The 14,196-nt window shown below is 58.4% G+C and carries 15 protein-coding genes; 3 read left to right on the forward strand and 12 right to left on the reverse strand.

The window, feature by feature from the left end; translation table 11 throughout:
* Positions 1 to 22: 22 nt before the first annotated feature.
* The 6 genes from B5G06_RS07900 to B5G06_RS07925 form a co-directional block, all read right to left on the reverse strand.
* Positions 23 to 1,054 (reverse strand): ABC transporter permease, encoded by a 1,032-nt coding sequence (locus tag B5G06_RS07900; protein ID WP_087188535.1) that lies wholly within the window; start codon positions 1,052 to 1,054, stop codon positions 23 to 25.
* Positions 1,051 to 2,352, reverse strand: a complete 1,302-nt coding sequence (locus tag B5G06_RS07905) for an ABC transporter permease (RefSeq protein ID WP_087188536.1) — start codon at positions 2,350 to 2,352, stop codon at positions 1,051 to 1,053. The genes B5G06_RS07900 and B5G06_RS07905 overlap by 4 nt, the downstream gene beginning before the upstream one ends.
* Positions 2,349 to 3,890, reverse strand: a complete 1,542-nt coding sequence (locus B5G06_RS07910) for an ABC transporter ATP-binding protein (RefSeq protein ID WP_087188537.1) — start codon at positions 3,888 to 3,890, stop codon at positions 2,349 to 2,351. The genes B5G06_RS07905 and B5G06_RS07910 overlap by 4 nt, the downstream gene beginning before the upstream one ends.
* Positions 3,891 to 4,056: 166 nt before the next feature.
* Positions 4,057 to 5,292, reverse strand: a complete 1,236-nt coding sequence (locus B5G06_RS07915) for a BMP family lipoprotein (protein ID WP_087188538.1) — start codon at positions 5,290 to 5,292, stop codon at positions 4,057 to 4,059.
* Between the two features lie 228 nt (positions 5,293 to 5,520).
* The gene (locus tag B5G06_RS07920) at positions 5,521 to 8,037 is read right to left on the reverse strand and encodes a heavy metal translocating P-type ATPase (protein WP_087188539.1); all 2,517 of its coding nucleotides are present in this window, start codon (positions 8,035 to 8,037) and stop codon (positions 5,521 to 5,523) included.
* Positions 8,038 to 8,057: 20 nt separating this feature from the next.
* The gene (locus tag B5G06_RS07925) at positions 8,058 to 8,321 is read right to left on the reverse strand and encodes a metal-sensing transcriptional repressor (protein WP_087188540.1); all 264 of its coding nucleotides are present in this window, start codon (positions 8,319 to 8,321) and stop codon (positions 8,058 to 8,060) included.
* A 155-nt stretch (positions 8,322 to 8,476) separates the two neighbouring features.
* Here B5G06_RS07925 and B5G06_RS07930 point away from each other — a divergent pair, with 155 nt between their 5' ends.
* The 3 genes from B5G06_RS07930 to trxA are packed head-to-tail and all read left to right on the forward strand — an operon-like array spanning position 8,477 to position 9,971.
* Entirely contained in the window at positions 8,477 to 8,791 is a 315-nt protein-coding gene (locus tag B5G06_RS07930; RefSeq protein ID WP_087188541.1) for an ArsR/SmtB family transcription factor, read from the forward strand.
* Positions 8,773 to 9,630 carry an NAD(P)/FAD-dependent oxidoreductase gene (locus B5G06_RS07935; protein WP_087188542.1) on the forward strand — a complete coding sequence of 286 codons (858 nt, stop codon included), beginning with the start codon at positions 8,773 to 8,775 and terminating at the stop codon, positions 9,628 to 9,630. The genes B5G06_RS07930 and B5G06_RS07935 overlap by 19 nt, the downstream gene beginning before the upstream one ends.
* A gap of 26 nt (positions 9,631 to 9,656) precedes the next feature.
* Positions 9,657 to 9,971, forward strand: a complete 315-nt coding sequence (trxA, locus tag B5G06_RS07940) for a thioredoxin (protein WP_087188543.1) — start codon at positions 9,657 to 9,659, stop codon at positions 9,969 to 9,971.
* 62 nt (positions 9,972 to 10,033) lie between these two features.
* Here the strand turns inward: trxA and B5G06_RS07945 are convergent, their stop codons facing one another.
* From B5G06_RS07945 to B5G06_RS07970, 6 genes are all read right to left on the reverse strand, one after another.
* Positions 10,034 to 10,369, reverse strand: coding sequence for a thioredoxin family protein (locus B5G06_RS07945; RefSeq protein WP_087188544.1), 336 nt, complete (start codon positions 10,367 to 10,369; stop codon positions 10,034 to 10,036).
* 35 nt (positions 10,370 to 10,404) lie between these two features.
* Complete coding sequence (locus tag B5G06_RS07950) at positions 10,405 to 11,421, reverse strand: permease (RefSeq protein WP_087188545.1); 1,017 nt, start codon at positions 11,419 to 11,421, stop codon at positions 10,405 to 10,407.
* Between the two features lie 88 nt (positions 11,422 to 11,509).
* Positions 11,510 to 11,821, reverse strand: a complete 312-nt coding sequence (locus B5G06_RS07955; protein WP_087188546.1) for an ArsR/SmtB family transcription factor — start codon at positions 11,819 to 11,821, stop codon at positions 11,510 to 11,512.
* Positions 11,822 to 11,944: 123 nt separating this feature from the next.
* Positions 11,945 to 12,871, reverse strand: coding sequence for a helix-turn-helix domain-containing protein (locus B5G06_RS07960; RefSeq protein WP_087188547.1), 927 nt, complete (start codon positions 12,869 to 12,871; stop codon positions 11,945 to 11,947).
* Between the two features lie 131 nt (positions 12,872 to 13,002).
* Positions 13,003 to 13,458, reverse strand: a complete 456-nt coding sequence (locus B5G06_RS07965; protein ID WP_087188548.1) for an AlbA family DNA-binding domain-containing protein — start codon at positions 13,456 to 13,458, stop codon at positions 13,003 to 13,005.
* A 12-nt stretch (positions 13,459 to 13,470) separates the two neighbouring features.
* Positions 13,471 to 14,196, reverse strand: coding sequence for an NAD-dependent protein deacylase (locus B5G06_RS07970; RefSeq protein ID WP_087188549.1), 726 nt, complete (start codon positions 14,194 to 14,196; stop codon positions 13,471 to 13,473).

A 14,196-nucleotide genomic window follows, 5' to 3' on the forward strand; every position in this document is an offset into this window, starting at 1 on the left:
GCCCCTTTCGTCTGTGTGTGATTTACCGCTGTCCCTTGTCGTAGGGAATACCCTCTGCCTTGGGCGCTCTGGACTTCTTGGAAGTAAAGGCCAGTACGATCAGGGTGATCAGGTAGGGCAGCATCCGGTACAAATGGGGGCTGACACCGATCTCCGCCAGCATAAACACACCGTCACCGTTGATATCGATGCTGGTGTAAGAGGCGGCGATACATTTGAACAAGCCGAACAGCAGGGCTGCACCGGCGATGTTCAGGGGCTTCCAGTTACCGAAGATCATAACCGCCAGGGCCAGGAAGCCGAAGCCTGCCACCTCGCCGGTGGAGGCACAGTTGGCGGTGGTAAGGGCGTACACAAAGCCGCCCATACCGGCCAGGGCACCGGAGATGGTGGTACCGGCATAGCGCATCTTGTACACATTGATGCCCAGAGAGTCGGCAGCCTGGGGATTTTCACCGCAGGAGCGCAGCCGCAGACCAAAGCGGGTCTTGTAGAGCAGAATGGACAGGATGACAAACAGGATGATGCAGATATAAGTGGCCAGATAGGTCTTATCAATGAAGGTGGAGCCGAAGAAGCCCATCTCCTCGCTGCGTCCGTATCCAAAGAAGCTCTTTTTGATCATGAAGTAGCTGGCCGCGTCGCCCTCCGCCATCTGCAGGGTGTTCTGGTTGGCCACGATGCGGATGAAGAAGAGCACCAGGGCGGGAGCCAGCAGGTTCAGAGCGGTACCGCCGATGGTCTGGTCTGCCTTCAGATTCACAGATGCGAAGGAGAGCAGCAGGGAGAAAATGGCGCCCAGCACCGCGGCAACTACCATAGCCAGGATCATAAAGCCCTGGAGGGCTACCCAGTCACCGGCAGCCTTGGCATCTACATAGAAGCCAGCCTGCTGCATCAGCCGCACAAACAGTACGCCAGCAAAGGCACCGAAGATCATAATACCTTCAAGGGCCAGGTTGATGATACCGCTGCGCTCGGCGAACACGCCGGCCAGTGCCACGATCATCAGAGGCACGGCATAGATCAAAGTCTGCTGAATGAGGAACGTCATGCTTCACCGCCTCCTTCCTCCACAGCGGCGCTGTCCGGGGGCGTGTCCGGCGGCGTATCTGGCGGTGTATCCGCCGGAAGCGGCTCTGTGGTTGCGGCCACCGTCTGCACCTTGGCATTCTTACGCTTCTTATGGCCGCTGATGAGCATCCGGATCACCAGAGAGAAAGCGCTGAGGTAGACGATGATGGCAATGATTACGTCGGTGATATACTCGTTGTAGGCGGTCAGGTTGGTCAGCTGCAGGCCCACAATATCCAGCATGGACATGAAGCAGCCGGCAAAAATAACGCCGATGGGATGGCTGGCCGCCAGCAGGGCCACGGGGATACCGTTAAAGCCGGTGGCGGGCAGCGTCTGGTAAGCAGAGGTCCAGTAGAACTCGGTGTTGCCGGACAGGTAGTACAGGGAGGCAGCAGCACCGGACAGGGCACCGGCAATAGCCATAGACAGCACGATGTTGCGCTTGTCCGCAATACCTGCATACCGGGCGGCATGGCGGTTGGCGCCACAGGCCTTCAGCTGATAGCCCAGGGTGGTCTTGGTCATCAGGATAAAGATCAGGATGGCAATGATGATCGCCACCACAATACCGCCGTTGACCTGGGAGCCGGGGAAGATCTTGTCCAGCCCCAACTTGGCCGTCTGCACACCGTTAAACGAAGTCTTATAGATATAGGCCGTCTTGGTGTTCTCCACATGGTTCTGGAGGTTGGCAAACAGGCTGCCGTTGTCAAACAGCCAGGTTACCAGGTTGGCGGCGATCCAGTTGGTCATGATACAGGCCAGCACCTCATTGATGTTGAGGAAGGCCTTGACCAAGCCGGGGATACAACCCCAGATGGCACCAGCCAGGCAACCGCCCACAAAGGCGATCACCCACACCAAGGGAGCAGGCACCACGCTGGTGGGGATAGACAGGGCCAGGATCAAAGTGGCCGCCGTACCCATCAGATACTGACCGGGTGCACCGATGTTGAACAGGCCGGTCTTGAAGGCCACTGCCACCGAGAGACCGGTGAGGATCAGAGGCGTAGCCCGGAAGAGCATATTGCCCATGTTGGTGGAGTTAAATCCGAACGTAAGGGCACCAGCCGCGCTGCGTCCGGTGCTGAACAGGCCGCCGAATACCAGCTGAACGCCCTCCAGCGCACCCTTAATCCCCAAGCTGGGGTTGAAGATACCGACGATCAGGATGATGATGGCGCCCACTGCCAGGCCGATGAGGATGGCGATCAGCGAAGCCAGCACCGATTTGGTACCCTCTTTTTGTAGTAAGGTGGAACCTCTTTCTTTCACGCGCCTTTCCCCTCCTTCTCTGTCCGCTTGGCGCCGGCCATATAGAGGCCCAGCTCCTGGACGGTGATGGTCTTCGGGTCAAGCTCACCCACGATCTCACCCTCGTACATAACCAGGATGCGGTCGGAAAGACTCATAACCTCGTCCAGCTCCAGGGAGACCAACAACACAGCACGGCCCTTGTCCCGCTCAGCCACCAGCTGCTTGTGGATATACTCGATGGCGCCCACGTCCAGGCCGCGGGTGGGCTGCACCGCAATCAGCAGGGGCTTGTCCCGATCCACTTCCCGGGCAATGATGGCCTTCTGCTGGTTACCGCCCGACATAGACCGTGCAATGGTCACCGGTCCCTGGCCGGAACGCACGTCATATTGCTCGATCAGGGCCTCGGCATACTTGCGTACCTCGCCTCTCTTGGTAAATCCCAGGTGCTGGAATCTGGGCTCCCGGAACCGCTGAAGTACCATGTTCTGCTCCAGGGTAAAGTCCAGAACCAGGCCGTGCTTATGCCGGTCCTCAGGAATGTGGCTCATGTTCTCCCCGCGCTGATGAATGGAGCAGTGACTGATTTCCTTTCCGCACAGCTGGATGGAACCGCCGCTGCACTTCTCCAAACCGGCAAGGCCGTATACCAGTTCGCTCTGGCCGTTGCCGTCGATGCCCGCAATACATACAATTTCACCCTTGCGGACCTGGAAAGATACGTCATTGACCGCATTGCGCTTATGGGTATGAGAGGGCACTGTCATCCCCTCGACAGAAAGCACCACCTCGCCGGGCGTGGCAGGCGTCTTTTCCACCTGAAGCTGAACCGGCCGGCCCACCATCATATTGGACAGGGACTGCTTGTCGGTGTCTTTGGTATCCACCGTGCCCACATATTTGCCCTTGCGCAGTACGGTGACCCGATCGGCCACCGCCATGATCTCGTTGAGCTTGTGGGAGATGAAGAGGATGCTCTTCCCCTCCTTGGCAAACTCACGCATGGTGGCCATCAGCTCGTCGATCTCCTGGGGAGTCAGCACGGCGGTAGGCTCGTCAAAAATGAGGATCTCATTGTCCCGGTAGAGCATTTTCAGAATCTCTACCCGCTGCTGCATACCGACCGTGATATCCTCCACCTTGGCGTCCAGATCCACGCTCAGGCCGTATTTCTTGGAGATCTCCTCCACCTTTTTCCGGGCCTCTTTCTTCTGCAGGAAGCCCAGTTTGGTGGTCTCCGCGCCCAGAATGATATTGTCCAGCACCGTAAATACGTCGATCAGCTTGAAGTGCTGGTGCACCATGCCGATGCCCAACGCCGTAGCGTCGTTGGGGTTATTGATCTTTACTTTCTCGCCATTTTTGCGGATCTCGCCTGCCTCCGGCTGATACAGGCCGAAAAGCACGCTCATCAGAGTCGATTTTCCCGCGCCGTTTTCGCCCAGCAGCGCATGGATCTCTCCTCTGCGCAGCTGGAGGGTGATGTCGTCGTTGGCGATGATACCAGGAAATTCCTTGGTAATGTGGAGCATCTCAATGATGTTCTCAGTCTCCATAATCCTTATCCCGCCCTCCTCCGTGAGTTGGTTGTTTTTATTATACAATATCGGTAGGAGAAACTCAAGAAATTTGTTCTATTCTCCAATTTCTGAGTCTCCTTCTGCGGAAAAAGAAAGAGCGCCCTGCGGAATTCCGCAGGGCGCCCTCCGGATGGACTGATAATCAGATGACGTTCAGAGTCAGGTTGCTCCAATCGGTAGACTCCAGCTTCTCATAGTCGGCATCCACCACCAGGGAGCCGTCCAGCATCTGCTGATACAGAGCCTCGTACTCCTCAACGGTGAAGGTCTCGAACCGCCAGGAGCTGTCAGCGGTGGGCAGAGCCACAGAGTTGTTCTCCACGCCCAGAGAAGTGGCAACGCCGCCGATCTCGCTGAAGGTGCCGTCATAGACGTGGCCCACGGCCCACTGCACAGCGTCGGACAGGCCCTTCATGGCGGAGGTAACAACGTAATCAGACTCGCCGGACTGATCCACGTCCACGCCGATGACGTACTTGTCATTAGCGGAGGCGGCAGCGGCGATGGACTGGAACATAGAACCGCCGCAGGCAAAGACGATCTCAGTACCGTTGGCATACCAACCGCTGATCATGGTCTGCAGCTCAGTGGAGCCGGAGAAGGTAGCGCCGTACTGCCAGGAGTAGTTCATCTCAACAGTGGTGCCCAGTTCCTTGGCGGCGTCATTGGCGCCCTGGACATAGCCGTAGCCGAAACGGCAGCAGGCAGGGTTGGTGCCGCCGCCGCCGCCGGAGAAGCCCAGCTTGGTGAAGCCGTCCTTCACAGCGGCGTAGCCGGCCAGGTAACCAGCCTGCTCTTCCTTAAAGGCAATAGCGGCCACGTTGGTCAGGATGGGGCTGTCGGGATTCTCGGGATCCTCGGTCAGAGGATAGCCGTCGATGAACACGAAGGGAACTTCGGGGAAGTCAATGGCGGCCTTGCGCAGGGCGGCCTCCTGCAGGAAGCCGGCGCACACGACCACTTCGGCGCCGCCGTCCACGGCAGCCTTCATGGCGTCGTAGCGGTCATCGTCGGTAGCCTCGTTGGCGTTGGCGGGCTGATAGTACTTGTAGGACAGGCCGTTGGCGGCGGCATACAGCTTCACGCCGTCGAAGGTGCCCTGGTTGAAGGACTTGTCCTTCAGCTGGCCCACGTCAGTGACGAAGGCCACCTGGAACTTGCCGTCCTCAGAGGTCATGGTGTCGGAAATGGAGTCGGGATCGGTGGCAGCCTCGCCGCCGGGGGTCTCGCTGTTGCCGGGGGTAGTCTCCACGTTGCCGGGAGTCTCACTGTTGCCGCTGGGGGTCTCGGTGGTACCGCCACCACCGCCACAGGCTGCCAGGCCCACGATCATCGCAAGAGAGAGCAGCAGCGCAAGGAGCTTCTTAGACTTCTTCAATGTGATCTACCTTCCTTTCATATCACACAAATCGCCCAGGTCGGTCTGCAACGGCGTTGTTTCTCCTCCCTGAGCTTGGTCTTATTATACTCTGTTCCCGAAAAAAGGGCAACCTACAATTTACACAAACCATTCAATTTTTACAAATTCTCAACGTTGTTTTCCTACCTCTCCCAGTAAAAACGGCAAAGGAGCGGCCTTCCGCCGCACCTTTGCCATAATTTGTCACTAAATGGAGACCACTTCGTAGCCTGCTTCCGTAACAGCGTTCTTCAATACCTCGTCTGCCACATCCTTACTCAGAATAACGGTGGCGGTCTTGGCGGCCAGATCCACAGTGGCGGTCACACCGTCGATGGCGTTAAGGGCCTTCTCCACATGGGCCTGGCAGTGGGCGCACATCATTCCGTTGATGGTCATAGTCTTGGTCATGGTACTCGTTCCTTTCTGTGTTTCAATTTGCTCCGCCGGCACCTCCTGATGGAGGGGCCGGAAAAACTTCAGACGCAGGGCGTTGGACACCACACACACCGAGCTGAGGCTCATAGCAGCGGCGCCGAACATGGGAGAGAGTTGCCAGCCGGTGATGGGGAACCATACCCCGGCGGCCAGCGGGATGCCGATGATGTTATAAATAAAGGCCCAGAACAGGTTCTCCTTGATGTTGCGAATCACCTTTTTGGACAGGCGCACGGCGGTGACCGCGTCCAGCAGGTCGCTCTTCATCAGCACCACGTCGGCCGACTCAATGGCCACGTCGGTGCCCGCCCCGATGGCCATACCCACGTCGGCCCGGGCCAGGGCGGGGGCGTCGTTGATGCCGTCGCCGATCATGGCCACCCGCTTCCCTTGGGACTGGAGCTCGGCCACTACCTTTTCCTTATCCTGAGGCAGCACCTCGGCAATGACCCGGGTGACCCCCAGTTCCCGGCCCACCGCCTCGGCGGTACGCCGGTTGTCGCCGGTGAGCATGACCACGTCGATGCCCAGTTCCCGGAAGCCCCGGACGGCGGCGGCGCTGGTGGGCTTGGGGGGATCGGCCACCGCCACCACACCCAACATCTTGCCATGTTCGGCAAAGTACAGCGGGGTCTTGCCGTTTTGGGCCAGGGCCTCTCCCCTGTCGCCAAAGCCCTCCAGGGAAATGCCCGCCTCCTCCAGCATGGCCCGGTTGCCCGCCAGCACAGAAGCGCCGTGGAGGGTACCCCGGACCCCCCGGCCGGACAGGGCCTGAAAGTCCTGGATGGGAGCCAGAGGAATGTTTCGCTTCTCCGCCTCGGTCAGGATGGCATCGGCCAGCGGATGCTCGGAGGGCTTCTCCAAAGAGGCCGCTACGCATAGAAGTTCCTCCTCCGTCACCCCTTCCGCCGGGATACAGTCGGTGACCGCCGGTTTTCCTTGGGTTAGTGTACCCGTCTTGTCCACCACCACAGTACGGACCGTGTGGAGGGTTTCCAGGGCCTCGGCGGATTTGATGAGGATGCCGTTTTCTGCTCCCTTGCCGGTACCCACCATGATAGCCACCGGAGTGGCCAGGCCCAGGGCGCAGGGGCAGGAGATCACCAGCACCGCCACTCCGGCGGTGAGGGCAGACTCGATGGACCGGGTGAGGACAAACCACACCACCGCCGTCACCAGGGCGATGCCAATCACCACCGGCACAAAGACCCCGGCCACCTTGTCGGCCAGTTTGGCAATGGGTGCCTTGGAGGCAGAGGCCTCCTCCACCAATTTGATCATCTGGGCCAGGGTGGTGTCCTCCCCTACCCGGGTGGCTCGGAACACAAAGTAACCGGATTTATTGATGGTAGCGGCGGCTACCTGGTCGCCGACCCCTTTCTCCACCGGCAGGGACTCGCCGGTGAGGGCGGACTCGTCCACCGAGGAGTTCCCTTCCACCACGATCCCGTCCACCGGGATGCGGCCGCCGGGACGCACCACCACCAGGTCGCCCATCGTTACCTCTTCCACCGGGATCTCCACCTCTGCCCCATTCCGCAGAACCGCGGCAGTTTTAGGGGCCAGATCCATCAGCCGGGTAATGGCCTGACTGGTCTTGCCCTTGGACCGGGTCTCCAGCCACTTGCCCAGGGTAATGAGGGTAAGGATCATACCGGCTGACTCAAAGTACAGATCCATGGACCACTTGTCCACCCGGGCCTGATCTCCGTGGCCCAGGCCCCAAGCGATCTGGAACAGGGCGGCCACGCCGTAGATCACGGCAGCGGAGGATCCCAGGGCAATCAGGGAATCCATGTTAGGCGAGCGGTGCCACAGGGTTTTAAAGCCCACCTTATAGTATTTGTCGTTGATATACATAATGGGCAGGGTAAGCAGGAACTGGATCAGCGCCACCACAAACACGTTGCCCGGATCGTGGAAAAAGGCGGGCAGAGGCCAGCCCATCATGTGGCCCATGGCGATATAGAAGAGAGGCACCAGGAAAATGAGAGAGGTCAAAAACCGCCGCTTCATACCGGCGGCCTCTTCCTCCATCCTATTGACCTGCTTAGGCTGGGCCGTCACTCCTTTGACTGCCGGGAGGGAGGCTCCGTAGCCCGCCTCCTCCACCGCGTGGATGATCTGCCCGGCGTCGGTGACACCCTCGTCGTAGTCCACCACCATGGAGTTGCCCAGCAGATTCACATTGACCCCGTCCACGCCGGCCACTTTGCACACAGCCTTTTCCACATGAGCCGAACACGCCGCGCAGGTCATGCCTTGTACATCGAACTTTTGCTTCATGGTCTCACCATATCGTCTTTCTACTTTAAAATCTTGCCCAGCGTGCCGATAAACTCATCCACCTTCTGGCTGCGCTCCTCCGGCGTTTCCGCCTCCTGAACGCAGTGCTTGAGATGGGCCGCCAGGATCTCTTTATTGGTACGGTTCAAAATAGCTTCCGTAGCCATAAGCTGCTGGGAGATATCGATACAATATCGATTCTCTTCCACCATTTTTATAATTCCGTCAATCTGTCCCCGGGCGGTACGCAGCAGCCGGAGGACTGTTTTCTGGTCTGCCATCATATCAGACACCCCCCTGGGGTGTAGTATAGCATCATCAGTTAGTCGTGTCAACCTCCCCTGTCGAAAAGTCCCGGAAAAAAAGTAGGAAAAAAGGTGTTGACATATTAGAATATTTGAATATAATAATATACAGATCAAGACAGGGAGGTGATCCCATGGAAGGTACGGATTCCATCTATCTGGAGAAGGCGGAGCTGCTGAAGGCCCTGTCCCATCCCGTCCGACTGCGGATCGTCCGGGGCCTGCTCCACTGCGGCTGCCGCAACGTGGGCTGCATGGAAGCCAACACCGGTCAGTCCCAGTCCTGCATCTCCCAGCACCTGATGCGCCTGAAGGCCGCCGGTATTGTAAAAGCGGCCCGGTCAGGCAACGAGGTCTATTACGAGGTCTCCGATCCCCAGACTGCGGCTGTGATTGCCGCTCTGTTCGGAGAGTGTGAGGAGGAATACCATTGTACGACATCGCAGTAATCGGCAGCGGCCCTGCCGGCCTGTCGGCCGCCGTCCAGGCACGGGTTCGAAATAAATCGGTGCTGGTGGTGGGCGGTGACGACCGGGATAATCCCCTCTATAAAACTCCACGCATCGAAAACTACCTGGGCTTTCCCCAAGCCAGCGGACAGGAACTGCTGGATCGGTTCCACGCCCACGCCCGGGAAATGGGGGCCGAACGAAAAGAGGGCCGTGTTCTGAATATCATGCCCATGGGCGACACATTCTATCTCAGCATCGGTTCTGAGATGGAACAGGCCCGGGCCATCATTCTGGCTACCGGCGTGGTGTGGGCCAACAAGTATCCCGGCGAGGCAGAGTATCTGGGCCGGGGCGTCAGCTACTGCGCCACCTGCGACGGAATGCTCTACCGGGGCAAGGAAGTCGTTGTGGTGGGTAAAGCCGCCGACGCACCTCAGGAGGCCAACTACCTCCAGGAGCTGGGATGTAAGGTCACCTACGTCAGCGACAAGGCCCCCGACGGCCTGCGGCCCGACATTCCCTATGTGAAGGTCCCCAAGGTGGAGATCATCGGCAACGGCAAGGTGGAATCCATTCGGGCCGGCAGCACCACCATTCCCTGTGAGGGTGTGTTCATCCTCCGGCCCTCGGTGGCTCCCGCCGATCTGCTCCCCGGCCTGGCACTGGAGGGCGGATATATCCAGGTAGACCGGGATATGGCTACCAATGTCCCTGGCGTCTTTGCCGCCGGCGACTGTACCGGTCTCCCGCTCCAGGTATCCAAAGCCGTGGGGGAAGGCCTGGTGGCCGGCCTGCGGGCTGCGGAATACGTAGACCACATGAGCAATTCAAATTGATTTGATACAGAGAAAGGATGTTATCTATGTCTATCATTCATCTGACCAACGATGCCTTCGACAAGGCGGTTTCCAACGGTATCTCCATGGTGGATTTCTGGGCTTCCTGGTGCGGTCCCTGCAAGATGCTGGCCCCTGTGATGGAGGATCTGGCGGGCAAGTACGAGGGCAAAGCCCTGGTGGGTAAGGTCAACGTGGACGACGAGCCCGACCTGGCCATGCGCTTCGGTGTCATGAGCATCCCCACCGTCATTTTCCTGAAGGACGGCAAGGAGTTTGACCGCAAGGTGGGCGTCATGCCTCCCCAGGCCTACACCGCCGTGCTGGATGCCAACCTGTAATCTCATTCGTGCAGCAAAAAGGGCTGCCGCCAAATCTGGCGGCAGCCCTTTTGTTGTGCCGATCAGCCCCGCACCTTTTTCAGCAGAGCCTCAATTTCCTCCGGCTTGAGCACCTTACCATAGGACACCACTTTTCCATCCACCACCAGGCCGGGCGTAGTCATGATCCCGTACTGAGCGATCTGGGTGAAGTCGGTGACATGGCCGATGGTAGACTGTGTGTCTCCCATCCGCTCCAGCGCCGCCCGGGTGTTGGCCTCCAAAGTCCGGCAGTTCTGGCAGCCGGAACCCAGGATGAGAATGGATGCCTCCGCCTGCTCAGGCGCGGCGCTGCCGCCGCAGCCGCAGGCACAGCAGCAGCTGTTCTTTTCCTTTTTGCCAAATCCAAACAGTCCCATTACAAGTTACCTCCATAAATGATTTGATATGGTTCTCAGATTACAAAAAAATACTGAAAGAAATTGAAGAAATAACCCACCAGAATAATGCCTGCCGTGCAGATCCCGATAAAAGCCGCCAGCAACCGGGGCTTCACCGCCTTCTTCAGTATGATGAGCGAGGGCAGGCTCAGGGTGGTCACCGCCATCATGAAGGACAGGATGGTCCCCAGGCTGGCGCCTTTGAACAGCAGGCTTTCCGCCACCGGGATGGTACCAAATATATCGGCGTACATGGGTACCCCCACCAGGGTAGCCAGAATTACCGCCGCTGGATTACGGCTGCCCAATGCCGTTTCCACCCAGGTCTGGGGGATCATATTGTGGATCACTGCGCCGATGGCCACCCCGATCAAAATATAGGGCGTCACCTTTCGGATGGTACTAAGCAGCTGTTCTTTGGCGTAGGCCGCCCGGTCGCGGCAGGTCAGCTGCTCCCTCTCCAAATCAATATTGGGCGCATTTTTGATGAAGTCCTCCACATACCGGTCCATGCCCAGTTTTTCCAGCAGCGTGCCGCCGATGACCGCCACCACCAGGCCCAGCACCACATAGACTACCGCCACACGGGCGCCGAAAATGCTCATCAGCAGCACCAGGGAGCCCAGATCCACCATGGGCGAGGAGATGAGGAAGGAAAAGGTCACCCCTACAGGCAGTCCGGCACTGGTAAATCCCATAAAAATCGGAATGGAAGAGCAGGAACAAAAGGGGGTCACCGTGCCCAGAAGGGCGGCCGCCGTATTGGCCCCAAGCCCGTGAAACCGTCCCAGGATGCGCTTGGTCCGTTCAGGCGGGAAGTAGCTTTGCAGATAAGATATGCCAAAAATCAGCACCGACAGCAGAATGAAAATTTTGATGGTATCGTAAATGAAAAAGTGCAGACTGCCGCCCAGAGTGCTGTCCAGCTTCAGGCCCAGCGCCTCCAGTATGGCGCCGATCCACCCGCTGAGCCACTGCATACCCAGGACTTGGTCCTGGAGAAACCGGCCAAAAGCGCTTAAAAAATCCATCTAACTATCCCCTCTCCATCATCACATTTATAGTTCTAAATATATCGATATAATGCTCATAAGAAAAGCCATCGTCCGAACGATGGCTTTATTTTCGGCAAGCACAACCCGTATCAGCAGCGCCCCCTCCGTTGGTAAGGGCCTGAAGCCGCTCCCGGGCCCGCTGGGCGCCCTCCTCACTGATGGCATAGTGCATCCACTTTCCCTCTGGATGCCCTACCACCACACCGGAATCACACAGGATCTTCATGTGGTAGGACAGGGTCGATTGGCTGATCTCCAGGTCCTCCAGCAGCACACAGGCGCACTTCTCTCCTCCACGGAGCAGCTCCAGAATTTTCAGCCGGTTGGGGTCGCAAAAGGCTTTAAATATTCTGGCGTCCTCAGCATGGCGGTCCATGGTCTCCCCTCCAATCAATCGAATTTTTTCGATGTGTAGATCATACTCCATAGATGGTCATCTGTCAACAGCAATTTTTATCCCAACGAAAAAGCGCCTGCCATCAGCGGCAGACGCTTTTTGTCATTCCTCCTCTTCTCCCAGCAGATGGGAAGCCAGCTCACAGATCACACCGGCAATGGGATAGACGATCCATCCCCAGGCCCAGCCCCAGTTTCCACCGTAGTCCCCTTCCAGGGCCATAGAGCCAAACCCCAGAATCATGTAAATCACGGTGGCGGCCAGCATGATGGCCCCGCACACCTTGCCCACCTTCTTCCGTTGAGCTACCGCCTCCGGGCTGGGGTCGTGCTCCTTGTTCCACTGGTCAATCTCATATTTGCCCTTCCGCAGGACAGCCCATACCAGCACCGCCACGCCAATCGCGATGATGATCAGGAACACCGCCGCTACCTTAGCCTCCGCCCGATCACCCATCAGCTCCGCACTGTCCCCCAGCAGGATCAGCCACACCACCGCAAGGAAAAAGCCCACGATAGGCAGAGCGATGAGGAAGGGATAGCGATTCAGGAACCGCTCCCGCTGCTCTTTGGTATAGAAATCCTGAAGGACCGGGTGTTCCTTCTCAAAGCGATCATAGCGCATACCGACAATCACCAGGATGGCCACCGCCACCGCGATCCCCGAGATGAGAACCGCAGCCACCAAATTCTCTGGCATACCCACCGCACCGTAGAGCCCCAGCGCGCCCCCCACCGACAGGATGATAAGCCCTGTCGCCATGGCGATCCAATTGGAGAACCAGTTCATAAAACGGTCGTATCCAACGGCGTCGGTCTGATAATTGGCCCGCACATCCCCCCGCAGCAGGGTGTCCAGGTCGGTGTGGAACAGCTCACACAGCACCAGTAATTTTTCCATTTCTGGAAAACTGGTATCCGACTCCCACTTGCTCACCGACTGCCGGGACACCTGAAGGGCCTCGGCCAGTCCCTCCTGGGTCATCCCGGCCCGGTCCCGGAGAAATTGTAGATTCGTCCCAAAACTCATGGTCTCTGCCTCCTCTCAAGGTGGCTAAAACATATCAAAACCCAAGCGCAACTGAAACCAATTTGCAGTTGCGTTTGGGTTTTTTCCTGTAAACTTCCGGTTGCATCAGGCTTTTTGCCCTCAAAAAATGCTCAGTGGGACCGGCCGCCCAGCATGGCGTTCAACTCCGCCTGGGTACAGTGATAATCCCCGTCTCCGCTGCGGCGGTAGGACCCCCGGCGGAGGTTGCCCCCGATATACACCGGCCGCTGATCCTGTTCCGCCATAGGCACGGTAATGGCCACAATGTCCCCGCCGTCCACATGGAGGATCTGGATGTCCTCCTCCCGCAGGATGTTGATGCTCACCACCGACGGGTCGTCCAGCCCGGCAATGAACTCCTCCACCATGCCCTGGGGGTCCAGCAGGCCCTGTACCCGCAGGCTGTGGTCGGGCAGCTCCTCCACCCCCAGCAGGATCACCCCGCCGTAGCTATTGGCAAAGGCGGAGTAGGTCTCCCAGATGCTGTGGGGCAGGCCGACGGTGGCCAGCTTGGCCTCCAGGCGATTGTTTTCCCGGTAATGGCTGATCTGGGTAAAATCAAACATGGTTTCGCTCCTCTATACCCGCACGCCGCCCAGGATCTCCCCGATAGGTCCGGCAATCACCAGGTCGGCCTCCTTGTCGTAGGGGGTGGGGCTCTTGTTGATGAGGGTCAGCTTGTTCCCCCGGTAGTAGCGGATGAGACCCGCCGCCGGATACACCGCCAGAGAGGTGCCGCCGATGATGAGCATATCCGCCCGGGAGATGGCCAGCACAGCGGCCTCGATGGTCTCCTGGTCCAGGGACTCCTCATAGAGCACCACATCGGGCTTGATCATGCCGCCGCACACCGGACAGTGGGGCACTCCCCCCTGCTCCATCATGAAGTCCAAGTCGTAGAACTGACGGCACTTCATGCAGTAGTTGCGGTGGACCGAGCCGTGGAGTTCGTAGACGTTGACGCTGCCCGCAGCCTGGTGGAGCCCATCGATGTTCTGGGTCACCACCGCTTTCAGCTTGCCCGCCCGCTCCAGCTCCGCCAGCTTCAAATGGGCGGCGTTGGGCTTGGCTTCGGGAAAGAGCATCTTGTTGTGGTAGAAGCGGTAAAACTCCTCCGGATTCTTCTGAAAGAAGGTGTGGCTCAAAATGGTCTCCGGGGGATACTGGTATTGCTGGTTGTACAGGCCGTCCACGCTGCGGAAATCAGGGATGCCGCTCTCGGTGGACACGCCCGCCCCGCCGAAAAAGACGATATTCTCACTCTCGTCGATCCATTTCTGGAGCTGTTCCAGTTTTTGATCCAT

Origin of the sequence: Flavonifractor sp. An52 (assembly GCF_002159385.1) — a bacterium.
Lineage (GTDB): Bacteria > Bacillota > Clostridia > Oscillospirales > Oscillospiraceae > Flavonifractor > Flavonifractor avicola.